The 24,302-nt window shown below is 49.3% G+C and carries 23 protein-coding genes and 2 tRNA genes; 13 read left to right on the top strand and 12 right to left on the bottom strand.

All coding sequences use genetic code 11. The features are described from left to right. Positions 1–253: 253 nt before the first annotated feature. From CFF01_RS13820 to nagP, 5 genes are all read left to right on the top strand, one after another. Positions 254–2,920, top strand: coding sequence for a family 20 glycosylhydrolase (locus tag CFF01_RS13820; protein WP_088905175.1), 2,667 nt, complete (start codon positions 254–256; stop codon positions 2,918–2,920). 242 nt (positions 2,921–3,162) lie between these two features. Continuing rightward, positions 3,163–4,065 carry an N-acetylglucosamine kinase gene (gene nagK, locus CFF01_RS13815; RefSeq protein ID WP_088905174.1) on the top strand — a complete coding sequence of 301 codons (903 nt, stop codon included), beginning with the start codon at positions 3,163–3,165 and terminating at the stop codon, positions 4,063–4,065. A 40-nt stretch (positions 4,066–4,105) separates the two neighbouring features. Beyond that, on the top strand, positions 4,106–5,236 hold the full coding sequence (gene nagA / locus CFF01_RS13810) for an N-acetylglucosamine-6-phosphate deacetylase (RefSeq protein WP_033539839.1): 1,131 nt from the start codon (positions 4,106–4,108) through the stop codon (positions 5,234–5,236). Between the two features lie 90 nt (positions 5,237–5,326). Beyond that, on the top strand, positions 5,327–6,466 hold the full coding sequence (nagX, locus tag CFF01_RS13805; protein ID WP_232479442.1) for a transmembrane glucosamine N-acetyltransferase NagX: 1,140 nt from the start codon (positions 5,327–5,329) through the stop codon (positions 6,464–6,466). Between the two features lie 243 nt (positions 6,467–6,709). Beyond that, positions 6,710–8,014, top strand: coding sequence for an N-acetylglucosamine MFS transporter NagP (gene nagP / locus CFF01_RS13800; RefSeq protein ID WP_408640496.1), 1,305 nt, complete (start codon positions 6,710–6,712; stop codon positions 8,012–8,014). A gap of 190 nt (positions 8,015–8,204) precedes the next feature. Here nagP and CFF01_RS13795 read toward each other — a convergent pair. Beyond that, positions 8,205–8,280, bottom strand: a tRNA-Thr gene (locus CFF01_RS13795). 7 nt (positions 8,281–8,287) lie between these two features. Next, positions 8,288–8,363 (bottom strand) — tRNA-Phe (locus tag CFF01_RS13790). A gap of 386 nt (positions 8,364–8,749) precedes the next feature. Here CFF01_RS13790 and CFF01_RS13785 point away from each other — a divergent pair. Both CFF01_RS13785 and CFF01_RS13780 read left to right on the top strand, forming a co-directional pair. Further along, the gene (locus tag CFF01_RS13785; protein ID WP_088905172.1) at positions 8,750–9,304 is read left to right on the top strand and encodes a cytochrome b; all 555 of its coding nucleotides are present in this window, start codon (positions 8,750–8,752) and stop codon (positions 9,302–9,304) included. Beyond that, entirely contained in the window at positions 9,301–9,891 is a 591-nt protein-coding gene (locus CFF01_RS13780; RefSeq protein WP_088905171.1) for a YceI family protein, read from the top strand. Before CFF01_RS13785 ends, CFF01_RS13780 begins: the two co-directional genes overlap by 4 nt. A 61-nt stretch (positions 9,892–9,952) precedes the next feature. On the opposite strand, the gene CFF01_RS13775 is transcribed toward CFF01_RS13780, so the two are convergent. Next, positions 9,953–10,231 carry an oxidative damage protection protein gene (locus tag CFF01_RS13775; protein ID WP_011864926.1) on the bottom strand — a complete coding sequence of 93 codons (279 nt, stop codon included), beginning with the start codon at positions 10,229–10,231 and terminating at the stop codon, positions 9,953–9,955. A gap of 2 nt (positions 10,232–10,233) precedes the next feature. After that, the gene (mutY, locus tag CFF01_RS13770) at positions 10,234–11,292 is read right to left on the bottom strand and encodes an A/G-specific adenine glycosylase (protein ID WP_232479570.1); all 1,059 of its coding nucleotides are present in this window, start codon (positions 11,290–11,292) and stop codon (positions 10,234–10,236) included. Positions 11,293–11,576: 284 nt separating this feature from the next. Between mutY and trmB the strand changes: the two genes are divergently transcribed. The 6 genes from trmB to CFF01_RS13740 all read left to right on the top strand — a co-directional run bounded on the left by trmB (position 11,577) and on the right by CFF01_RS13740 (position 17,230). Further along, entirely contained in the window at positions 11,577–12,293 is a 717-nt protein-coding gene (trmB, locus tag CFF01_RS13765; protein ID WP_088905169.1) for a tRNA (guanosine(46)-N7)-methyltransferase TrmB, read from the top strand. A 30-nt stretch (positions 12,294–12,323) separates the two neighbouring features. After that, positions 12,324–12,647: a YggL family protein gene (locus CFF01_RS13760; protein WP_033539844.1), complete on the top strand. Its 324-nt coding sequence runs from the start codon at positions 12,324–12,326 to the stop codon at positions 12,645–12,647. Beyond that, positions 12,647–13,561 (top strand): glutaminase B, encoded by a 915-nt coding sequence (gene glsB, locus CFF01_RS13755; protein ID WP_088905168.1) that lies wholly within the window; start codon positions 12,647–12,649, stop codon positions 13,559–13,561. The genes CFF01_RS13760 and glsB overlap by 1 nt, the downstream gene beginning before the upstream one ends. A gap of 219 nt (positions 13,562–13,780) precedes the next feature. After that, on the top strand, positions 13,781–14,611 hold the full coding sequence (locus tag CFF01_RS13750) for a YggN family protein (protein WP_088905167.1): 831 nt from the start codon (positions 13,781–13,783) through the stop codon (positions 14,609–14,611). Positions 14,612–14,964: 353 nt separating this feature from the next. Then, the gene (locus CFF01_RS13745) at positions 14,965–15,906 is read left to right on the top strand and encodes a LysR family transcriptional regulator (protein ID WP_033539847.1); all 942 of its coding nucleotides are present in this window, start codon (positions 14,965–14,967) and stop codon (positions 15,904–15,906) included. A gap of 673 nt (positions 15,907–16,579) precedes the next feature. After that, entirely contained in the window at positions 16,580–17,230 is a 651-nt protein-coding gene (locus tag CFF01_RS13740; RefSeq protein WP_088905959.1) for a hypothetical protein, read from the top strand. A 229-nt stretch (positions 17,231–17,459) separates the two neighbouring features. On the opposite strand, the gene CFF01_RS13735 is transcribed toward CFF01_RS13740, so the two are convergent. The 8 genes from CFF01_RS13735 to CFF01_RS13700 form a co-directional block, all read right to left on the bottom strand. Then, positions 17,460–19,298 carry a DUF885 domain-containing protein gene (locus tag CFF01_RS13735; protein ID WP_088905166.1) on the bottom strand — a complete coding sequence of 613 codons (1,839 nt, stop codon included), beginning with the start codon at positions 19,296–19,298 and terminating at the stop codon, positions 17,460–17,462. A 108-nt stretch (positions 19,299–19,406) separates the two neighbouring features. Continuing rightward, complete coding sequence (hemW, locus tag CFF01_RS13730) at positions 19,407–20,546, bottom strand: radical SAM family heme chaperone HemW (protein ID WP_088905165.1); 1,140 nt, start codon at positions 20,544–20,546, stop codon at positions 19,407–19,409. After that, on the bottom strand, positions 20,546–21,145 hold the full coding sequence (gene rdgB, locus CFF01_RS13725) for an RdgB/HAM1 family non-canonical purine NTP pyrophosphatase (protein ID WP_088905958.1): 600 nt from the start codon (positions 21,143–21,145) through the stop codon (positions 20,546–20,548). The genes hemW and rdgB overlap by 1 nt, the downstream gene beginning before the upstream one ends. A gap of 138 nt (positions 21,146–21,283) precedes the next feature. Next, positions 21,284–21,718, bottom strand: coding sequence for a DUF4426 domain-containing protein (locus tag CFF01_RS13720; protein WP_088905164.1), 435 nt, complete (start codon positions 21,716–21,718; stop codon positions 21,284–21,286). A gap of 86 nt (positions 21,719–21,804) precedes the next feature. Next, positions 21,805–22,095 carry a DUF167 family protein YggU gene (yggU, locus tag CFF01_RS13715; protein ID WP_088905163.1) on the bottom strand — a complete coding sequence of 97 codons (291 nt, stop codon included), beginning with the start codon at positions 22,093–22,095 and terminating at the stop codon, positions 21,805–21,807. Beyond that, complete coding sequence (locus CFF01_RS13710; RefSeq protein ID WP_033539852.1) at positions 22,096–22,644, bottom strand: YggT family protein; 549 nt, start codon at positions 22,642–22,644, stop codon at positions 22,096–22,098. 57 nt (positions 22,645–22,701) lie between these two features. After that, entirely contained in the window at positions 22,702–23,520 is an 819-nt protein-coding gene (proC, locus tag CFF01_RS13705) for a pyrroline-5-carboxylate reductase (RefSeq protein ID WP_088905162.1), read from the bottom strand. 66 nt (positions 23,521–23,586) lie between these two features. Beyond that, positions 23,587–24,288: a YggS family pyridoxal phosphate-dependent enzyme gene (locus CFF01_RS13700; RefSeq protein WP_088905161.1), complete on the bottom strand. Its 702-nt coding sequence runs from the start codon at positions 24,286–24,288 to the stop codon at positions 23,587–23,589. Positions 24,289–24,302 lie beyond the last annotated feature (14 nt).

Raw genomic sequence — 24,302 nt, 5'->3', positions numbered from 1 at the left:
AGGCTAAATGCAAACTTTACACAGCTACTGGTGGAAGCTGACCTTATTGGCTAAATTCACCGGTCGTGATGAGGAAGTCTGCTGAGTTTCTGGCATATTTTGCCCGGTAAAAGCGCTAGGCCTTATTAAAAATCAAAGTGGTGGCGATCTCAGATCTTGCAATATAAAGGATGTTTATTGCCGATACTGAAAGGGGAAAGGTGGCCGCAAGAAGACTTGAAGCTTCAAGTTGTATAAAGATGTGAGGATAACAATGAATAATAAGCTCATCCCATTGGCGCTGCTGTTTAGCCTTGGATTACCAGCCTGTAGTCAGCAGGCCAGTCTCGAAGCGTCAAAGCCCGAATCTGCGCAGACTCAAATTTCAGTTAAAGCCCCGGCGCAGCAAGCACTGCATCAATTTGCCACAAGTCTGGACGTCACCTACAGCACCTTAACTAATTACCCCGAGCAATGCACCTCGGCAGGTGTCGACGGTCGCTGCTTTGCGGCGCAGATTCGATTGCTCCCAGGTACTGATTTTGCCGAAAAGGATTGGGCAATCTATTACAGCCAGATGCGTCCGGTAAAAGAAGTATTGACCGACGAGTTTGAGCTGATACAAGTTAAAGGCGATCTACACAGGATCTCGCCGACAGATAAGTTTGCAGGCTTTCAAAAAGGTCAGCCAGTTGATATCACCTTTTTAGGTGAGTTGTGGCAGCTGTCTGAAACCGATGCCATGCCCAATTACTATATTGTCGTACCGGGTCTTGAACCTGAGGTGATTGCCAGTACCCAATTAAGCAAAGATGCTGCAACAGGTATGGAGCAGCGTCCCTATGTCGAAGCCTATGTTAGCGCTGAGACTCAATATAAGCGCAGCGATACCGATAAGTTGAAATGGGCAACACCTCAGGTGTTGTTCGATGCCAATCAAGATATCGAAAACCGTCCCGAACTTGCCGTTAACAGCATTATTCCCACCCCTAAAAAGCAGATCATAGACAGCCAGAGTGCACCCATTTCACTGGCAGCTGGCTATCGATTGATGCTGGGCGATGTCTCTATGGTATCGGTACAGGCTGCATTCGATAGATTATCTCGCTTGGGCGTTAATGCTTCAGCCGAGGGGATTTTACTCAAGCTCACCACTCTGCCATCTGCGGTCAGTGAGGGGAGCTACCAGCTTACTATTAGTCAAGACGGCATCACTATTGCCGCGGCCGAAGACGCCGGCTTCTCTTATGGTCTGTCATCACTTGCGAGTCTTATCGATTTAAATACTCTATCGATAAGTGCCATGCATATTGAAGATGAGCCAAGGTATGAGTTTCGTGGCATGCATGTGGATGTGGCGCGTAACTTTCACAGTAAGCAGTTTATCCTGAATCTGCTGGATCAGATGGCAGCGTATAAACTTAATAAGTTGCACCTGCATATGGCAGACGATGAGGGGTGGCGCCTGGAGATAGAGGGGTTGCCAGAGCTGACAGAGGTGGGGAGTCGCCGCTGTCATGATCTGCAAGAAAACACCTGCCTCTTACCTCAGTTGGGAAGTGGCCCTGATGCAACCAGTAAGGTCAACGGTTTCTATTCTAAGGCCGATTATATTGAGATCCTCAAATACGCCAGTGCCAGACAGATCCAGGTGATCCCATCAATGGACATGCCAGGGCATTCGCGTGCCGCCATTAAGTCGATGGAAGCCAGGTATCGCAAGCTGATGGCTAAGGGGGATGAGGCCGGCGCTAATGAATATCGCCTGATCGATCCGCTGGATACGACGCAATATGCTTCTATTCAATATTATGACGACAACACGCTCAACGTTTGTATGGCCTCAAGCTATCACTTTGTCGATAAGGTGGTTAGCGAGATAGCCAAGTTGCATCAGGCGGCTGGGCAAACATTGACCTTGTATCATATCGGTGCCGATGAGACTGCAGGCGCCTGGGTTGAATCGCCAGTGTGCCAGGCACTGCTCAAAGAGAAAGGTAATGGCCTAGACAATGAGGCAGACTTTGGCGCTTACTTTATCGAGCGAGTTGCCAACATGCTGGCAGCTAAAGGCATAGAAGCGGCAGGTTGGAGTGATGGCATGAGCCATACCCGTCCTGAGCGTATGCCGAAGAAGAATCAAACCAATATTTGGGACGTAGTGGCACACGGCGGCCATAAACGCGCCCATGCTCAGGCCAATTTGGGTTGGGATACAGTATTAAGTAATCCCGAGGTGCTTTATTTCGATTTTCCCTACGAGGCAGATCCTAAAGAGCATGGTTATTACTGGGCGAGTCGCAGCACTAATGAACGTAAGCTATTTAGCTTTATGCCGGATAACCTGCCTGCCAATGCCGAGCAGTGGACTGATATCGAAGGTAACACCTTCGAAGCCGACGATACCCTAAAGCTTGATGAGCAGGGTAATCGTATCAGTGGGCCACTCGATGCTGGTGTGCGATTCAAGGGGATCCAGGGACAGCTTTGGAGTGAGACCGTACGTAGCGATCAAGTGGTCGAGTATCTGGTGTTTCCGCGACTATTAGCCTTGGCCGAAAGGGCGTGGCACAAGGCTGATTGGGAAGTGCCTTACCAATATCAAGGAGCCAAATATGGCCCAGAGTCTAACTTTTTCACCCCTGAGATGCGGGCTGCGCAAACCGCCCAGTGGCAAGTTTTTGCTAATACTCTAGGGCACAAGGAGCTGGCTAAGTTAGACAAGGCAGGTATCGCCTATCGAGTGCCGACAGTAGGGGCCAAGATTAAAGAGGGTTATCTGCACACCAATATTATCTATCCAGGTCTTGGCGTGGAATATCGCGTCGACGACGGCCCTTGGCAGACCTATACCGAAGCGGTGAAGGTATCGGGTAAGGTTGAGGTCAGAGCTGTGGCCGCCGATGGTGTTCGCAAGGGGCGGATTCTTAGAGTCAATTAACGCTTCATCTAGCTTGAGAGCCGCTTTTAGGCTCTCAAGCTACGCTTTCTAATTTGCCAGTTTAAAGGACTTAAGTTCAGTTGAAGACGCCTTATTTTTAGAGGCGCTAATTAGCTTTAAGGCGATTTAAAATATTAAATGACAGCGTTGTCATTTTTGGTGTAACATGGCATTAACTTAGTCAGTGGGCAGGGCGGTTTTAGATCTCGCCCTGGATAATAAAACTGTGAAAGAGGTCCGTGATGGGATTTAACCAGACAGAGGAACAAGCCCTGTTCATAGGCATAGACGGCGGTGGCAGCAAATGCCGTGCAACGATTTATGCCAGCGATGATAGCGTCGTGGGTACAGGTGTGGCAGGGCGTGCTAATCCGCTTTACGGTCTAACACACACCTTTGATTCTATCATTGGGGCGACTGAGTTAGCGCTTAAAGATGCGGGATTGGCGCCAGGTGATAGCAAGCAACTTATCGCGGGTGTCGGTCTTGCCGGCGTCAATGTACAGCACCTCTATAATGAAATTACCAGCTGGCAACACCCGTTTGCGAAGATGTATGTCACCACAGATCTGCACACGGCCTGTATTGGGGCTCATAGAGGCGGTGACGGCGCTGTGATCATTACTGGCACTGGCTCTTGTGGATATGCCCATGTCGGTGATAAATCTCTGAGCTTGGGCGGCCATGGTTTCGCACTGGGTGATAAAGGTAGTGGCGCATGGCTAGGCCTGCAGGCGGCTCAGCAGGTGCTTCTGCATCTCGACGGCTTCGGCCCTGCTACACAACTTACCGAACGATTACTGTCTCATTTCAAGGTGAGCGACGCCATGGGAATAGTCGAGCATCTGGCTGGTCAATCTTCAGGTTGTTATGCCACCTTGGCTCGTACGGTGTTATCTTGTGCCCAGGAGCAAGATCCGGTCGCTAAAGCGATTGTGATGGAAGGCGCAGAATATATCAGTGCCTTGGCTAAGAGGTTGTTTGAGGTTAAGCCACCGCGTTTTTCTATGATAGGTGGACTTGCGGAGCCTTTAGCACCCTGGTTAGACAAGGGAGTAGTTGAGAAGATCTCTCCTATATTGGCGCCACCAGAATTAGGCGCAGCTTATTTTGCGCGTCAGCGTCACGGCATCAGCCAAGATTAAACCATCATTGTATGACCATGTTTTGCCAGGAATTGAGTATATGAAACAGACACTGATCGCCGAGCGAGTATTCGATGGCGAGCACTATCATCATAACCAAGCCATTACCCTAGAGGCTGGCCATATAACCGCGTTTGAAAAGGCGCCTGGCATCGAGCCCATCTATCTGGCTGGAACCTTAGTGCCCGGCTTTATCGACGTGCAGGTGAACGGCGGGGGCGGCGCACTCTTTAATGCCGCGCCAAGTGTCGAGTGTCTTAAAACCATTGGCCAGGCCCACGCAAGGTTTGGTACCACGGGCTTTCTACCTACCCTGATCACAGATGATCTTGGTGTGATGCAAGCGGCGGCAGACACAGTCGCCGAGGCATTAGCGGCTAATACCCCAGGTGTGTTAGGTATACATTTTGAGGGACCTCACCTCTCCGTCCCCAAAAAAGGGGTGCACCCGGCTAATTTTATTCGCCATATCTCAGAGGCTGAGCTTGCTATCTTTGCTAGGGAAGATCTGGGCACTAAAGTGGTAACCTTGGCGCCTGAAAATGTGGCGCCTGAGGTGATTCGTACCTTAGTTGATTCAGGTGTTCGCGTCTGTCTTGGCCATTCCAATGCCGACTATGACACTGTGATTAAAGCACTTGAGGCTGGTGCGAGCGGTTTTACCCACCTGTTTAATGCCATGTCTCCCATGGATTCAAGAGCGCCTGGAATGGTAGGCGCGGCTCTTGAGAGCCAAAGCGCATGGTGCGGATTGATTGTCGATGGTCATCATGTGCACCCAGCGTCTGCCAAGGTGGCTATTGCTGCCAAGCCAAAAGGCAAGGTGATGCTGGTGACTGATGCCATGCCGCCAGTGGGCATGGATGATAACGCCAGTTTCGAGCTATTTGGCACCCAGGTCATCCGTAAAGGAGACAGACTCAATGCGGTGACGGGTGAGCTGGCAGGTTGTGTGCTGGATATGGTGGGCGCGGTAAATAATAGTGTGGCCATGCTCGGCGTTCCAAGGGAAGAGGCGCTTAGAATGGCGGCTAAGTATCCTGCCGAGTTTATTGGTCATCGCCAGCGTGGTGTCTTTAGAGTGGGCGCCAAGGCAGATATGGTGCTGCTCGATCAGGATAATCGAGTAGCTCAAACCTATATTGATGGCCATTTGGTGTATCAGGCCTAAATAAGTAGGTCAGCAGTCTCGAGCCCTGAAAGCTAGCTTTCGGGGCTTTAATCTATAAGAACAATGATAAGAGATCCCCTGATGGATTCAATGAATAAGACAAGTCCAAAACCTACAGTTAAACCTAGGCTTAAGTCACTCGATGCCCTGCGCGGCTTCGATATGTTCTGGATCTTGGGCGGTGAGGCACTGTTTGCCGCGCTACTTGTCTGGACTGGCTGGCAGGGCTGGCGCATCGCCGATGCCCAGATGCACCATAGTCAGTGGCATGGTTTTACCTTCTACGACCTTATCTTTCCGTTATTTATCTTCCTCTCTGGTGTTGCCTTAGGTCTCTCTCCTAAACGTATCGACAGCCTTGCCTGGACTGAGCGGCTGCCGCTCTACCGTCACGCAATAAAACGTTTGTTTTTGCTACTTGTGTTTGGTGTGCTTTATAACCATGGTTGGGGCGTTGGCGTCCCCATGGCTGGCGATGAGGTAAGGTATGCTAGCGTGCTTGGCCGCATTGCCTTTGCCTGGTTCTTTGCTGCCTTATTGGTATGGCATACCTGTCTGTGTACCCAGATATTGCTGGCGTTTGGCATCTTGTTTGGCTATGGCGCGCTGCAGTTATGGTTGCCGGTTCCTGGTGGTGTGGCCGGCGATCTGTCTATGTCTGGCTCTATTAACGCCTATGTAGATAGTCATTTTCTTCCCGGTATAACGTACCAGGGGAGGGCAACTGACCCCGAAGGGATCCTCTCGACTTTTCCCGCCATAGTAAATGCCTTAGCTGGCGTATTTACCGGTCACTTTATCGTTAAGGCTCATCCCAAAGGTGAGTGGGCCAAGGTGATTACCTTGTTATTAGCGGGCGTCCTTTGCGTTGCTCTTGGCTGGTTGATAGACCCTTACCTGCCGGTAAACAAAGATCTCTGGACCAGCAGCTTTGTCTTGGTGACTACGGGCTGGAGCTTAATACTACTGGCTATCTTCTACGCGCTGGTGGATGTGATAAAGCTACATCGCCTCTCGTTTGTATTTGTCGTGATAGGGTGCAACGCCATCATCATCTATTTGGCATCAAGCCTGGTCAAATGGGAATATCTGGCTAGCAGTTTGTTTGGTGGTTTGATCCATGCGCTGCCTTTTGATATGCAGCCACTGGCTTCGGCGCTTGCCCTATTGTTAGTGCAGTGGCTGTTACTCTATTGGATGTATAAGCGCGGCATATTCATCAAGGTTTAAGCCTGGGTGTGAATAATGGCGTGACATTTTGATAACTAAAACGCAGGGTTAGGTCTCCCTGTTAAAAACACAAAATGACAGCGTTGTCTTTTTTGTGTTTATGTTTTAACATCGATGAAACAATGGAGCAGAGTAAGGCAATGCTTTCGCCGCTTTGCTCTCTTGTTGCAGTAGCCGTAAATGTACCGAGCCGATATCAGCAAACTGATATCCAAAGATTAATTACTATAAGAAAACAGGCTTATGGAAATGACATTAAATAGTGAAAGTAAGCGCAGCAGCGTGATCCCTATGGCGATCGTGGCAGGGCTCTTCTTTATTTTGGGCTTTGCGACCTGGCTGAACGGGTCCTTGATGCCTTACCTTAAACAGATCCTGCAACTCACCCCTCTGCAAGCCTCCCTCATCCTCTTCTCCTTCTATATCGCCGTAACCTTTACCGCTTTGCCCTCTGCATGGGTGATCCGCAAGGTAGGTTATAAAACTGGTATGGCAATGGGGATGGGGATCATGATGATTGCCGGTCTGTTGTTTATTCCTGCGGCTAAGACTCAGATATTTGCACTGTTTCTCTTCGCTCAGTTGGTCATGGGCACAGGGCAAACGCTGCTACAAACTGCGGTGAACCCCTATGTGGTCAGAATTGGCCCCGAAGAATCGGCCGCAGCCCGTGTAAGCGTAATGGGGATCCTCAATAAAGGTGCTGGGGTTATCGCGCCGCTGGTATTTACCGCACTTATCTTAGATAGCTTTAAAGATCGTGTGGGCACAGAGCTTACTCAGGCTCAGATAGATGAGATGGCTAATGGTTTGGTTTTCCCTTATCTGGGAATGGCCATTTTTATCGGGGTATTGGCTGTGCTGGTGAAGAAGTCGCCACTGCCTGAGCTTGAAAATGAGGATGAGCCAGAAGAAGGCAGCAAAGGCCATACTCGTGAGGCATTATCGCATCCCAACCTGGCGCTTGGCGTGGTTGCGCTCTTTTTCTATGTCGCCGTCGAGGTGATTGCCGGTGATACCATAGGCACCTTCGCACTCTCTTTGGGGGTCGAGAACTATGGTGTGATGACCTCCTATACCATGATCTGTATGGTTCTGGGTTACTCGCTTGGTATTCTGACGATTCCTCGCTTTATCTCTCAGCCTAAAGCGTTGATGATCTCTGCGATATTGGGGCTCTTGCTAACCTTAGGTATCCTGTTTGGCGACAACGAATCTTATACCATTGCAAATATACTCTTAGTGCCTTTCGGTGGTGCAATGTTGCCCGACACTCTGCTGATGATCGCCTTCTTAGGTTTGGCTAACGCCATCGTCTGGCCTGCGGTGTGGCCTCTGGCGCTCTCTGGCATGGGCAAACTGACCAGTACTGGCTCAGCGCTCTTGGTGATGGGGATTGCAGGCGGCGCCTTCGGCCCGCTTTTCTGGGGACTCACTAGCTCGGCGACCTCTCTCGGTCAGCAGGGCGGCTATATGGTGATGTTGCCATGCTACCTGTTTATTCTCTTCTATGCGGTTAAAGGCTATAAGATGCGCAGCTGGAAGTAATATTAAAAAATATACTTAACCACAAAAGGAGCCTAGTGCTCCTTTTTTGTTGCCTAGTATCAAGGGGCAACTCGTTAATGACGGCTTTATTAAGAGAGGGGAGGTTGGTATCAGGAGTGCAATGAATCCCATCAAGGGGCGGTAAATTACAGATATAAAAAAGCCCCGACAATGTCGAGGCTGCTTTATATGGTGCCGGCACCAAGAGTCGAACTCGGGACCTACTGATTACAAGTCAGTTGCTCTACCAACTGAGCTATGCCGGCTAAATTGTGGTGCCCGAACCCGGAATCGAACCAGGGACACGAGGATTTTCAATCCTCTGCTCTACCGACTGAGCTATTCGGGCAACTAAACTAAGTGTCTAGTTAACTACTTCAAACCAGGTCTTTGTGACCCGTCCCGTTTGGAGTGCGCGTATAATATAGCGCTGATATTTATCCTGCAAGTGCTTTTTTGGATAATTTTAACCGCATGGCTAGTTAATGCTCAAAGTGCTGGCTTTTTAGCAATGATGTCGGTTTTTAGTACAAATTGAGTGATGAAATCTGACTTTTTACTCTGTTTTGTCTTAAAGAGACCATATCTGTTCCTAGCTTACCTCTGTTTCCCCCGATATAAGGCTTCTATGGTTGAAACCTTTCTAAAATCTAGAAGTTAATTGGCGAAATTACGCGATATTTATCTAGATAAACCGAAGTTAACATGGTGTTAAGTCGTTAATGAGGATGAATCGTGTTTAAAAATACTCAGAGCCGCTATGGGGTTATCAGCATCGCCTTGCATTGGTTGTCGGCCATTGTCGTATTGGTGCTGTTTGCCCTTGGTGTATGGATGGTTGAGTTGACCTATTACAGCCCTTGGTACAAGCAGGCGCCGGATCTGCATAAGAGTATCGGTGTCCTGTTGTTAGTCGCCACCCTGTGTCGCTTGCTTTGGCGTGGATTTAACCCGGCCCCCAAGGCGTTAACAGAGCATAAAAGGTGGGAGCAGGTATCGGCGGCCATAGTTCATCGCCTGCTATACCTGTTGCTGATTGCCATTTTAATCACCGGCTATCTGATCTCCACGGCCGACGGCCGTGCGATTGGTGTGTTTTCGCTGCTTGAGTTACCCAGTCTCGGGCGTTTGTTCGAGGGGCAGGCGGATATTGCCGGTTGGCTGCACCAATATTTAGCCTATGGCTTTATCGCTTTGGTATCGCTGCATGCCTTGGGCGCCATAAAACATCACCTCATAGACAGAGACGCAACATTAAAACGCATGTTAAACATTAAGGAGACACAATGAAGAAGGCTTTATTAGGCGCCACACTCTTAAGCGCAATAGGTGCAGGTGCAATCATGCTTCCTATGACGGCATCAGCCGCCGATTATGTAATAGATACTCAAGGTGCTCATGCCTCGATACAGTTTAAGGTGAGTCATCTGGGCTACAGTTTTGTCGTTGGGCGTTTTAACGACTTTGAAGGTAACTTTAGCTTCGATAGCAAGCAGATCGGCGATGCAAAGGTCAATGTTGAAATCGACACTGCAAGCCTGGATTCAAACCACGCCGAACGTGACAAGCACTTAAGAAGCGAAGATTTCCTTAATGTTGCCAAGCACCCCAAGGCTAGCTTTGTTTCAAGCTCGGTGGAAGATTTAGGCCAGGGTAAGTTCGTGCTTAATGGCAATCTGACTCTTAATGGTGTCACTAAGCCGGTGGCGATAGATGGTAAGTTTATCGGTGAGGGGCAAGACCCGTGGGGAGGCTATCGCGCCGGTTTTGTTGGACAAACAGAATTTGCCCTGAAAGATTATGATATCAAGATGGACCTTGGACCAGCCTCTAGCCATGTAACCCTGGATCTTGTGGTCGAAGGTATCCGCCAGTAATCTCTTTTTGAAGTAAAGAGTATCTGCCAGACACAAAAAAGCGCCTTTCGGCGCTTTTTTATTATTCGTCATCTTTTTGCGGCACATAGCCTTCAATTTCGACCTCTTTGCCCTCAAACAGAAAGTTTACCATCTGCTCTTCGAGGAACTTGCGATCGTCAACATTCATCATGTTGAGTTTTTTCTCATTGATAAGCATGGTCTGCTTGGCCTGCCAGAGTGACCAGGCTTCCTGACTGATGTTGTCAAAAATACGCTTACCGAGTTCACCCGGGTATAGCTGAAAGGCTAGGCCGTCTGCCTCTTTCTTTAGATACTGGCAGTTAACTGTACGCGCCATGATTACTCCTTATTTAATACTGAACCTAAGTTAGACAGTAGCCGCTCCGTTGCAGCGGCGAGTCCAACCTTGGGTGGCTTGGCTATGTTATACCAGAGAGATGCCGCTTCTTCCATGATCTCATGTGGAGTTGTGGTTTTCTCGGCAATATAGGCACTGATATCCAGATGGAAATGGCTGAAGGTATGGCGAAAGCTGTCAAAGGGGTCACGACTCTTGAGGGTAAGCCCCTTAGCATTGGCAAACTCCTCGAGTGCACTTTGACTGTCAAACTGAGGAAAACACCAGAGGCCGCCCCATATTCCCGCGGGGGGCCTCTTACTCATCAGTACTTGATCGCCTTCTTTAATGACCAGCATAAAGGCTAGCTTCTCTGGAATTGATTTCTTCGGCTTCTTACCGGGAAAATCCGTTTGGCGCCCCATTAACTGTGCCTTGCAGTCGATGGCAACAGGGCAGAGCTCGCACTTAGGTTTTGAGCGGGTACAGATGCTGGCTCCAATATCCATCATCGCCTGATTGTATTTGGTTACGCCCTCTTGCGGCGTCAATGTTTGGGTGAGTTGCCACAGCTGCTCTTCGACCTCACGTTTTCCAGGCCAACCGGCGATGGCGCCATGCCTGGCCAGCACTCGCTTGACGTTACCATCTAAGATGGGGTGATGCTGACCAAGAGATAGTGAGAGTATTGCACCCGCGGTGGAGCGACCAATTCCTGGCAAGGCGAGCACCTGCTCAAATTCTGTGGGGAATTGCCCTTGATAGTCGTTAGCCACTATCTGAGCACTCTTGTGCAGGTTGCGGGCCCTGGCGTAATAGCCAAGGCCTGTCCAGTGGTGCAACACCTCATCCTGATCGGCGTTTGCCAGATCCACTATGGTTGGGAAGCGCTTCATAAAGGCTTCGAAGTAGGGGATAACGGTTGCTACCTGAGTCTGCTGCAACATGATCTCAGATACCCAAACTTTGTAGGGGGTCTTATCTTGTTGCCAGGGAAGGTGTTTGCGCCCATGTTCGTCATACCAGGAGACGATGCGCTGGTGAAATTGCTCTGTTTTCATGGCGCTCAGTGTATAGACGGGTAAGGTTTTTCTCAACCTAAATGGCATCCTTGTTAAGGCACAATTCGCGCCTGTCGGGATTATTGGTATACTTTGGCAACATAGGGCTTGCCTTAGCGCAGTAACTTTGGATAATGCCCTTCTTTTTATAATTTTCCAATCATATAAGTGTCAGGATCCTGGTCGGATCAAATGAGTTTGTGAGTCGAGCCTTGAGATGCTTGACGCTTACTTTTTCTCGGCGCTATATGGCCAACTAATGGCAGATCAGAGGCTGAAAAATAATGAGCGAAGTGACCACAGCAGAGTTTAACGAAGAGGGTAAGTACCTTCGTAAAGTTAGAAGCTTTGTATTACGTGAAGGACGTCTGACCAAAGGCCAGGCGCAGGCCATGGAGCAGCAATGGCCTATCATGGGATTGGATTACTCTCCCGAGCCGCTGGATCTGGCTAAGGTGTTTGGCCGTGAGGCTGATACTGTGCTTGAGATTGGCTTTGGTATGGGGGCCTCACTGGTCGAGATGGCTAAGGCGGCGCCTGAGCTTAACTTTATCGGCATCGAAGTGCATAAGCCTGGCGTGGGCGCCTGCTTGGCCGATGCGGCAGAAGCGGGTGTTACAAACCTGCGCGTGTTTCACCATGATGCCATCGAAGTATTGGAAAATAGCATTCAAAGCGGTAGTTTAGCCAGGGTGCAGCTGTTCTTCCCCGATCCTTGGCATAAGAAGCGCCATCATAAGCGTCGTATCGTGCAGCCTGAGTTTGCTCAGCTTATTCGCCGCTGCCTGAAAGTGGGTGGTGTGTTCCACCTTGCGACCGATTGGGAAAACTACAGTGAGCATATGTTAGAGGTGATGAGCGCGGCACCAGGTTATAAAAACCAATCTGCCAGTGGCGATTTTGTGCCTCGCCCCGATCATCGCCCTTTGACCAAATTTGAGGCCAGAGGCCATCGCTTAGGCCATGGTGTCTGGGATCTGATGTTTGAGCGTACCGAGTAAGCTGAATTTCTATAAAGAGAGGGTATACACATGGCAACACGTAGTCGTCGTTTACGCAAGAAATTACGCATCGATGAATTTCAAGAGTTAGGTTTCGACGTAAACTGGACCTTCGAAGACTCGGTAAGCGAAGAACAGATCGATGACATTGTCGATCAGTTTATCGATCAGGTGATTGAAGCCAGAAAACTGGGTTTTCATGGTGGCGGTCATAAAGAGTGGGAAGGGATCATCGCGACCCAGACCATAGGCAAGTGCACCGAAGAAGATCGCCAAGCCGTGAGCGATTTTTGGAAGAATCAGCCAGCTAAAGATGTTGTGGTTAGCGAACTGTACGATATTTGGTGGAACTAATGCCGCAAAAGGCACTGCTCGAAAATATTATCGAGCAGGTCCGTCCGCTGCTGGGCAAGGGTAAGGTTGCCGATTATATTCCAGCCTTAGCCGAGGTGGATCCCCAAAAATTGGGGATCGCCGTCACCACAGTTGATGGTCAAACGATAGGGGCTGGAGATTATCTCGAGCCCTTTTCGATTCAGAGTATCTCTAAAGTATTTAGCCTCACGCTGGCCTTAACCCTGTATGAAGAGAGGGAGATCTGGTCTCGTGTCGGTAAAGAGCCTTCGGGACAGTCCTTTAACTCTCTGGTTCAGATTGAACTTGAGCGCGGCGTGCCGCGAAACCCCTTTATTAATGCTGGCGCCCTGATCATTGCCGATCTCTTGCAAAGCCGTTTGGGTGCACCCAAGCATCATATGCTAGAGGTGGTGAGAAAACTGAGCACCAATCCCCATGTGATTTACGATAAGCGTGTCGCGGCCTCTGAATATGAACACAGCGCCCGCAACGCGGCCATCGCCTATCTGATGAAGTCTTTCGGCAACTTTAATAACGATGTCGATAAGGTGCTAAAAAACTACTTTCATTACTGCGCCCTTAAGATGAGCTGCGCCGATCTGTCAAAGGCGATGCTCTACCTGGCAAACGCTGGCAAGAGCATAGACGGTAAGCCTGTGGTATCACCCACCCAGACCCGTAAACTCAATGCCCTACTGGCGACATCTGGCCTGTATGATGGAGCAGGAGAGTTTGCCTATCGGGTAGGTATGCCAGGTAAGAGTGGCGTCGGGGGCGGTATTATTGCCGTGATCCCAGGTGATATGAGTGTCTGTGTCTGGTCACCCGAGCTAGATAAGAATGGCAACTCATTAGCGGGAACCGCCGCACTTGAACATCTCTCCCAGGCCTTGGGCCGCTCTATCTTTTAAAGGCTGCGATCGCCGCTTTATCAGTTAGTAAAATTCACTAAAAACTGGTTGGAGAGTTAACTTTTCTCACTCGGTCTATCCTATTGAATATGGCTATCTTGTTGATTGTATTGGGTTGGTTAATTTTGGCATGATATCTGTATTCTCTGTAATCAACGACACATGGTGCCCCTTGAGCTACGCATTATGTGAATCATCGACGACTTAAGGAATAAGAACATGAAGAAACTGACAGCATCTCTTGGACTGACTGCATTTGTACTAGCGACAACGAGTTCGGCTTGGGCCGGCGAGGGTAAAGATAACCAGATCTCCTTTGGCCGTGACGACAAGCAGTGCGAGGTGAGTCTCAACTATGATGTCTCGGTGGAGCCGAGCAAGTTGGTTGTCAGTAAATCAAAAAAAGAGGTCTATCGTATCGAGCTGGGTCAGCTCTATGTCGATGGCGACAGAGTCCAGCTTAATGACAAACAGCAGGCACTGGTTAATCAGTATGCGGGGGAGGTGTCTAAGCAACTTCCTGAGGTGATCGATGTGGTACATGACGCCGTGGATATCGCCTCTACCGCCGTAAGCATGGCATTAACGCCGCTACTCGGTGATGCCGCCGGCGCTAAGATTGATGAGATGATGGATAGCCTGGCTAAGCGTATCGATACCGTAGCCTATCAAAATGGCGATAAGTTTTACCTTGGCGCAACCGAGTCCTCTCTGGAAGACACCTTTGGTAAGGAGTTTGAAAAAGAGATGGAGCAGGTAGTGCAAAGCTCAATCGGTAGCATGATGATGACCCTGGGCAGCGAGATGATGAACGGCGATGGTGATACCTTCGAAGAGAAGATGAACGCCTTTTCTGCCAAGATGGAGCGAGTCGGTGATGATATCGAAGCCCAAATCGAGCAACAGGCAACAGATTTAGAAGCGCGCGCCGACAAGCTGTGTGACAACTTTCAGCAGCTGGTTATGATTGAGTCACAGCTGCGCAGCGAAGTCCCCGCACTGAGCGATTTCCCATTAGTGAGCGCTAAACAGCAGCCGCTGCGCGAGTAATTCGCAAGTTAATTCCTCTGGCATCGTAAGATCCACATTTCCCTGCACTTACCTTGGGTGCAGGGCTTTTTTTTGCCTTCAAGTTGGTTTTTGTTATTGGCTTTTCCTAATGTCCTATCTGGGTGTATAGTGACTAAAAAATAGGTATTAGAATCAAAGTGCAAATCTTTGGTATACTTGTAAAAATAATAACAATGCTGGCTAAATTTCGATAACGAAATTGAAATGGCTAACAGTCTGACTCTACTCTTAAAATAATCTGCATAGTCAAGGGGATAACTCTAAACCATTGAGGTATCTCTATGATTTATAATTGGTATTTATAGTGTCGCATACACCTTAAGGCTATTTAAATGTTAGAACTTTTAGAACCTATTGCAATTTTTACTCATGTTGCTCGCGCCGGGAGTTTTAGCTCTGCAGCGCGAAAATTGGGGATTTCTAAGTCAAAAGTCAGTACTCAGGTTGCCGATCTTGAGCATAAATTAGGTGTTCAGCTGATACAGCGTACCACTCGAAGCCTGAGTTTAACCGAAGCCGGACAGCTACTTTATGCACAAGGTGAGGAGTTACTTCGCGACGCAGACCAGGCGGTTGCCAGTGTGCATAATCTCAATGATGCGACACGTGGTGTACTCAAGGTGGGGATTTCGCAGTCTTTCGGTACCATGCATATCATTCCTGCATTGCCTGATTTTATGGCCAGACATCCTGAGTTGGAGTTGCAGGTCAGTTTGCTGGATCATAAGGTCGATGTGGTCAGCGAAGGACTAGATCTTTTACTGACCATGTCAGAGCAGTTGCCGCTGGGCATGGTTGCCAGACCTTTGATGAAGTGTCAGTTTCTGTTAGCCGCATCGCCAGACTATGTAGCTAAGCATGGTTATCCTGATCGCCCCGAGCAGTTGGTAGATCATAACTGTCTCGTTTACCAGGGTGAGTGGCACGAACATAGCGTGTGGCAGTTTAAGAAGGGTGATGATTACTGCGAGATAGGTGTGTCGGGTAATTTCAGAGTCGACAATGCCCCAGCACTTAAGTCTGCCGCTGTGAGCGGTTTAGGTGTCGTCTATCTGGCCAGTTACCTGCTCGAAGATGAGATAGAGAAGGGGACTTTGGTGCCATTATTGCCTGAGTGGCAATTGACGCATCACCTGCCTCTGCAGGCGGTTTACCCAAGACGTAAGCACTTGGCGCCAAAGGTCAGTGCCTTTATCGATTTTATTAAAGACCATATTGGCTCGCCTCCATATTGGGATGAACCATATGCAGCCCTGTATGCTCAGCGTAAATAACCTGAAGTGACTGAAAAAGCAGCATTTTGTCCATGTCAGCGTCAAGGTTATTGCTACTTTCAGTTATCAATAACTTAAAAACATTGTTCTCTTAACAAGACGATAACCCTGGGCGTGAGAAATGCCCAGGGTTATTTTTTTAAAATCATATAGTTAAAAAAGTATTGCCTATCTGATTTGCAATGGCTTATTTAGGTTGAGCTAATCCTTGAACAGAATTCACGTTGCAGTCTGTTCTTTATTTAATACAATAGTTGCAGTTGATATCGGGATGACCTGATTCAGATAGCTGAGGATGAGAATGACCCCTCTCATGTTTGGTTACACAGGTCGGCGTTACTGCAATCTTGGATCAATGCTGGCAGCGGTTTAAGAACTAAAACAATGCTAGCCTTAAAACCATCATCCTAGTTTTGGTTTACCCCAGCAATTATTGCTGGGGTATTTTTCTTTTAAGCGTCCTCATTTTTTCCCCCTCTCAATTCGGCCGCTATTTCGTCATGCGATGCTATCTCTTCACTTCTTTTTTGCGCAGGCTTACCTAAGTTTGTGGTGAAATATAGCTGTCTAATAAAGATTATTTAATTTATCTATTATGGTACTGGATTAAAACTCAGGGTATTGTGCTGTGAATGTTCGCATGTTTATGCCCATGGCAGTTAAAGGGATGTTTATGATTAAGAAAATTGTATTACTTATTGCCGCCTTGATTGGTCTTGTTATCCTAGCCGGGATCTACCGGTTTAACTTTACTGACGATGATCTCTATGTCGTACAGCAAGATGGTACTGTGGTTCCCCTTAATGAAGACAGGGATAATGTCATTCTGACTCTGTTTAGTATCAAGACTCATAAGCACTGGGTTATCCAATTGCCTGAGTCTGACGCAGAGGCACAATTAACCAGGGTTGGCCTAGGCGACAGCCCTTTTGTCAGTGGTGACTACCAGGATGGCCCAGAGCGTGGCAGCGTGAACCTGGATTATCAAAAGATTCTGCCGATTAATGGCGCAGGCATTGATGCAAGCAAGAATATGCTATTTGTCGCGCCCTTTTTTGTTTCCAATCAGGGCAGTGGCGTGTTTTGTTATTTGGGCTTGTTTAGCCTTAATCATCAAAGTGGTGAAATAAAACAGCTTGGCACGCATCTGCTTGGCGACAGAATCGAGATAAAGTCGCTTACAATCGATGAGCCATTCGATGTTACCTCAAGCCTGGTTGTCAGTTACCTGACCCATGGCGATGAGCAGAGCATGGCTCAGCAACCAGCGAAAGTAATGCAAGAAAGCATTAAGGTGTCAGATAAAGGCTTTGAGGCTGATTAATAGCTGCTTTAAAGCTATGCGGTAATTTCCATCGTTCATCGCCCAAGTATTGCTGCACTCAGAAAGGCATTAAGATGCCACTTAAGATAGCACTTAGATAAAAAGGCCGCTCAAAGGAGCGGCCTTTTTAATGAGGCTATGAAACATTGTTCAATAAAGCATTGTCGACTTAAGCATTAGTGACTTAAGCATTAGTGACTTAAGCATTAGTGACTTAAGTATTAGCGACTTAGGCATTGTTGGCCCAGTTCATCACCTTAGATTCCAATATATCCAAGGGTAGCGGACCATTCTTAAGCACTAAGGTGTGGAACTCACGAATATCGAACTTGTCTCCCATGATCTCCTTGGCCTTCTCGCGAATATTGACAATCTTTAGCATACCAATCTTGTAGGCTGTGGCTTGAGATGGCATCACAATATGGCGCTCGACCATCTTAACTGCATCAGACTCGGCGTTAGGGGTATTATTCATGTAATACTGAATGCCCTGCTCGCGGGTCCACTTCTTAGCGTGTATGCCGGTATCGACGACCAGACGGCATGAGCGCCACAGCTCCATGGCCAAGCGACCAAAATCAGAGTAAGGGTCTTGATACAGGCCCATCTCCTTAGGGAAGTACTCACTGTAGAGTCCCCAGCCTTCTATGTAGGCTGTATAGCCGCCAAACTTTCTGAACTTAGGAATGCTCTCCAATTCCTGGGCGATGGCTATTTGCATGTGGTGGCCAGGGGTACCTTCATGATAGGCAAGTGCCTCCATCTGATACTTGGGCATGGCCTCCATGTCGTAAAGGTTGGCGTAGTAGGTGCCTGGGCGGCTACCGTCTGGGGTAGGTTGGTTGTAGAAGGCCTTGCCCGCCGACTTTTCTCTAAAGGCTTCGACGCGCTTGACTATCATGGGCGCCTTGGGCTTAACATAAAACACCTCATCCAGACGGGAAGAGATGTTATCGATCAGCGTCTTGGCGTCATTTAAGTAGGCGCTGCGACCTTCTTCAGTATCTGGATAGTAGAACTGTTTATCTTCGCGCATAAATTTAAAGAAGGCCTTAAGATCGCCTTCAAAGCCGACCTTCTTCATGATGGCGCGCATCTCTTGGTGGATACGATCGACCTCGGCAAGACCCAGCTGGTGGATCTTATCGGCAGTCATATCTGTGGTTGTAGTGCGTGCCAAGGCATTGTCATAGAAGGCTTCGCCATCTCTGAACTTCCACACCCCATCTTTGGTATTGGCGCGCTTCTCAAGGGTTTCTATGTAAGCGATCAGCTTGTCATAGGCAGGCTTAACCTGAGCGGTGAGAGCTTGTTTAGCTTCATCAAGTAGCTGCTGTTGCTCGCTTTCTGTTATGGCTAACTTGGCGACTTTACGCTGAAAGTCTGCCCAGATGGCGCTATCCTCTCCCTGGTTAAAGGGGGCGCCATTGATGATATTACGGCTGTCGGATAACACATAGGCGAAGACAAACTTAGGCGCGATGATCCCCACCTTGGCGCGCTCTTCCAGCGCAGCCTCTAGCTGCTGCATATAGCGAGGCACACCATTGAGTCGACTGATATAGGCCTTGGCATCTGAGACGCTGTCTATTTGGTGTTGGTTAATCAGGAAAGAGGCCACCATAGAGTGACCACCGTACATCTGGTTTACCGGGTAGCTGTACAAGCGCCATTTATAATCGCTGATGCTGTTTTCAAGCTTTTGGGTCAGCAGGTCATAGCTTAAGCGAGTCTGTGCATTGAGTTTAGCGATATCTAGCTGCTTAAGTTGAGCAAGGTGTTTCTTGTTACGTGCCAGGCTCTCCTTATCGGCGGCTTCACCACGCTCATCCCACTTGTCGTAGTCTTTCTTAATCCCCAGGTGTGTCTGTCGGATGGGGCTGGCCATCACATTCTCCATGAAGATGGCTTCAAACAGTTGATTGGCTTTTAATGATTCCTGAGTGCTCAACTGGGCGCTTGGCTCAGAGGCACTATGTAATAGAGAGATAGGAGCGGCGTGAAGGGCGCCGGAAATAAGGGTCGCCAGAGAGAAGGCGATAATTGTCGTTTTTGTTTTTATAGGCATAAGTAGGGCTTCCGTTGTTTGGTGCCCATTATCCTAATAAAGCTGACAATTAAATATGCGAACTAAGTGTTAGAAAATGTTTCTATTCCCCTCTGATGAGGGGAAAGATTATTCGCAAAAGAGTCCAAGGAGTTCATTGACGAACATGTTGCCTTTGGCTGTGAGTTGCCAATGCTCCTCGCCGATAATGACCAGGCCTTTGGCGGCGCCGCGTGCCATACCTTCATCGAGCACCTGGGCGGACAAGCCGGTGCGGCTTTCAAATTCACTTTTGGGAATAGGTGACATTAGCCTGAGGCGGTTCATCAGATATTCCAATGCCCTGTCTTCTGGCAATACCTCGCTCTTATCGAAAAGGTAATCACTGGCACCAAGGTAGCCCTTGGGGTGCTTTATTTTGACCGTGCGCCAGATACGCTGATCTTGGGCAGTGGTTATCTTGCCATGGGCCCCACAGCCAATGCCCAGATAGTCACCAAATTGCCAATAGTTGAGGTTGTGGCGACAACGATATCCCGGCTTGGCGTAGGCGGAGATCTCATACTGTTCATAGCCGAGTGCCTTGAGGCGCTGTTGACCTTGCTCATAGATCTGCCAAAGATCTTCATCGTCAGGCAACTGAGGGGGCTTAGAGTGAAACAGGGTATTGGGCTCTATGGTGAGCTGATACCAGGAGAGATGAGGCGGATTAAGCGCCGCCGCCGTGTCGATATCACGCATCGCCTCTTCAAAGCTTTGGTTTGGTAGGCCATGCATCAGATCGAGATTAAAGCTTTGATAGCCAGCCTCGGCCGCCTTGCTTGCCGCGACTTCAGCCTCCTGCTTATCGTGTATCCTGCCCAAGAGGTTGAGTTTATCGCTGGAAAAACTCTGGACTCCTATGGAGAGTCGAGTGACGCCGGCGGCGCGATAAGCGCTAAAGTCGTCATGTTCCAGCGTGCCTGGGTTGGCCTCCATGGTGATCTCTATATCCGCTGCAAAAGGGATCTGCCCAGCGACGCCCTCGAGCAGACGCTTAATCTGACTGGCATCAAACAAAGACGGAGTACCGCCACCGATAAAGATGGAGTGCAGGTTACGTCCCTGAACATAAGCGGCATCGGCTGCTAAGTCCGCTAGTAGCGCATCGACATACTCTTGCTGCGGCAGCTCACCATGCTGTCCATGGGAGTTGAAGTCACAGTAGGGACATTTCTGCACGCACCAGGGAATATGAATATAGAGGCTGAGCGGAGGTAGCTGTAGCATTAACCTAATACACCCTTAGCCTTAAGTTCGCTTAGCAGCAGTTGCATCGCCTTGCCCCTGTGGCTGAGGGCATTTTTCTCATCGCTGCTCAGTTCGGCGGCGCTGCATTCATGCTCAGCGGGAATAAAGATAGGGTCGTAGCCGTGGCCATTGTCACCCTTAGCCTCGAAACCTATGGTGCCTTCCCAAGACGCCTGGCAGATGATGGGAGTAGGATCTTTGGCATGGCGCATATAGACCAAGATGCACTGAAAGCGTGCGCGGCGCTGGTCTGAATCTCCTAGGGCGCCGAGCAACTTAGTGTAGTTGTCGCTATCGCTTGCCCCTTCGCCGCCGTAACGGGCGGAGTAGATCCCTGGTGCGCCTTCAAGCGCATCCACCTCTAAACCTGAGTCGTCGGCGATGGCGGCAAGGCCGGTGACCTCGGCGGCATGACGCGCCTTGATGATCGCATTCTCAACGAAGGTGGTGCCCGTCTCCGGTACCTCTTCGACATTGAATTGGCTCTGAGGCAGGACCTCTATGCCATATTCGGCGAGGATCTCGGCAAACTCTTTCAGTTTCCCCTTGTTGCCGCTGGCTAGTACGATTTGATTCATGTTTAGTGACTCATTGTGGCAGGTTTCATTGGCGGCAATGATACCCAAGCTGGGCGGGAAACGATAGAGCAAAGCCAGCAAAAATAACGCCGCGAATCTAAGTGCGCGGCGTTATTGAGAGCTATCGGTTTTGACTGATTAATCGACGTAGAATTTCTGCTTAAACTTCAGCTGAGTGTTGAGCTTATTGCCATGCTTGATGGCGATCTGAAAGTTGATCTCCTGATCGTCACGGTAGGGCACCTCGGCAATATAGTAGATAGCATCACCTTCGCGGATCTCTTTAAATGACAGTTCAACCCTGGCATCGAGCAGGTTGTTGGCGATCCCTGAGATCTCCACGGGCACGGCCGGATTGCCCTCGGCATTGGTATCCAGCACCGAGATGTTAATCAGCCCGGTATAGCTACTGCGTGTGATGCCATAGGTCTTAGCAATCGATGGCGTAATAAAGGTGCTGCCCAGGGCAACATAGTGAATATCGAAATTACCGACTGTCTGTTTTTGCTCTGCAAAGGCATTGCTCATGGAAAGCAGCATAAGCGCCAAGGCACAGAAAAGGGTACGTATCATGGTGGACTCCTGTCACGGAACAATTGATTCTAGTATAGCTATTAAAGTCTTAACCTGGGGCCGCTGGCTTTATTTGCTTACACATTTCATGGGATTAAGGTCGCAATCACCTCAGGGATCGCCTTGGGCATCAACACGCGGATTTGCTTGTGGCGCCCCAGTTCCCCCTTTTCGATAAGGATATTGCCCTTGGCAGTTTTAAACTGCTTCGCCAGAAACTTGCAAAGGTGGGCATTAGCCTTACCGTCGATGGGGGGAGCGGTAATGGCAACCTTAAGCTCGTCGCCATGGGGACCAATGATCTGGTCCCGGCTGGCTTTCGGCTGAATATAGAGCCTGATTAATAGATCTTCCTGCTCTCGTGTTACGGGTGGCATCTAGACGTTGGCCCAGAAGGGAACGTATTGAGACAGCAACTTGTTGATAAAGATCAGGCCGAACATGAAGATCATTACAGAGAAATCCAGGCCGCCCATGGGGGGAATGATTCGGCGTATTGGAGCAACCAGTGGCTCAGTCAATTGCGCCATTACCATCTCAATCGGGTTATGTCCCTGGCTGACCCAGCTAAGAATCGCCCGCAGGATAAGCATCCAAAACAGCAAGACGCCTGCCTGCTTAATCACAGAGACCAGGGCTACCAGGAGTATGATCGGCAGGTTTATATCAGCGCCCGCCATCAGGCTGAGGATCACAAACTTAATCACGACCACCGCAAGCGCGAGTACCACAGAAGCCGTATCTAAACTGCCCAATGGCGGCAGGACGCGACGCATAGGGCCGACGATAGGATGGGTCGCCTTCACGACAAACTGACTGAAGGGGTTGTAAAAATCGGCGCGGGCAAGCTGCAGCCAGATACGAATAATGACCACCATAAGGTACAGGTCAAACAGGGTGTTCACTAAAAAGCTAAATGCATCCATTGTGTTTCTCTACTTATATGTATCGAATGAATCTGTTCGAATAAAAAAGGGCTAGACCTAAAACTGTTTTGCCATCTCCTGGGCTCTGTCCATGCAGTCATGCATGGCGGTGCGCACTATCTCTCTTAGACCTGCGCGTTCGAACGCCGCCAGCGCCTGCGCCGTGGTGCCGCCCTTAGAGGTGACATTTTCTCTTAACTGCGCCGGAGAAAGCTGCGGATTTTGCTTTACCATAGAGGCCGCGCCTAAGGCTGCCTGCTGCACCATCTCTCTGGCGGTTTGCTCATCGACGCCATCTTGTTTGGCACTGTCAATCATAGCCTCCATCATAAGGAAAAAATAGGCCGGAGAGCTGCCTGCGAGGGCGATAACTTGATTGAGATCATCTTCCTTTTCGACCCAGACTACTTCGCCACCCGTCTTCATGATCTGCTCACACAGCTGGCGATCGGCTTCACTTACCCCTGGCTGGGCATAGAGGCCTGTCATGCCAAGGCCGATTTGAGTGGGAGTGTTGGGCATGGTGCGGATAAGCTTTATTGGCTGCTTAAAGAAGCTATGGTAACGCTCGGCCGTGACACCTGCGGCGATGGTGACAATCAGCTTATCTTTGAGATCTAGGCCGCTCATCTCTTCACACACCTGCTGCATCAGCTGAGGTTTCACCGCTAGCACGATAACATCGGCATCTTTGGCCGCGTTAAGATTGTCGTGGGAGACTATGATGCCTAAATCATTTTTCAGGGCGACCAGCTTGGCCTCGCTGGGGTTGGTGGCATGAATCAGCTGCGGCGCATAGCCGCCTTTTACCAAGCCACTGGTGATACTGCGGGTCATGTTTCCTGCGCCGATAAAGCAAATCTTCTTCTGTGTCATAAGGCTCTCTATTTATTCGTCTAATTATCTATATTTGGGCACTGGGTTAAATTACAAGGCCAAAGCTTAAGCTTTGGCGTAGTCGCGCTCGCCAAAGATGGCGCTGCCGATACGCACCATGGTCGAGCCCGAGGCGATAGCCAGTTCCAGATCTTGGCTCATTCCCATGGAGAGGGTATCAATTGCCGGATAGCTCTGTTGTAGCTGTTTAAACAGGGTTTGCATTTGGCGAAACTCAGCCTGCTGTACCGATTGATCAGAGGTGGCGGTCGGAATGGCCATTAGCCCTCTGAGTGTCAGCTTGGGCAGGGCCGAGATAGCATCGGCCAGCGGCGCTATCTCCTCTGGCGAGACTCCCGACTTACTCTCTTCCTGGCTGATATTCACCTGTATACAGACCTGAAGCGGCGGCAGATCCTCTGGGCGCTGCTCGCTCAGGCGTCTGGCGATTTTTTCTCGGCTCAGGGTATGCATCCAATCAAAATGTTCGGCGATACTCTTGCTCTTGTTCGATTGCAGTGGGCCGATAAAATGCCACTCTATGTCACCGTGGCTTTCACGTAGGGCATTAACCTTCTCTTCCCCTTCCTGGACATAGTTTTCACCAAAAAGCCGTTGCCCGGCATCATATGCCGCTACTATCTGTGAAATAGGCTTGGTTTTGCTGACTGCCAGCAGCTGTATGTCCTTGCTGTCACGTGATGAATTTTGCGCCGCTTGAGCGATTCTTTGGTGGGCGTCAGCCAGTCTGTCTGCTATTGTTGTCATGTTGTAAGTTTTTG

Source organism: Shewanella marisflavi (assembly GCF_002215585.1).
GTDB classification, from domain to species: Bacteria; Pseudomonadota; Gammaproteobacteria; order Enterobacterales; family Shewanellaceae; genus Shewanella; species Shewanella marisflavi.
The sequence above is the reverse complement of the archived record's forward strand: the minus strand, read 5'-3'. Positions and strand labels throughout refer to the sequence as shown.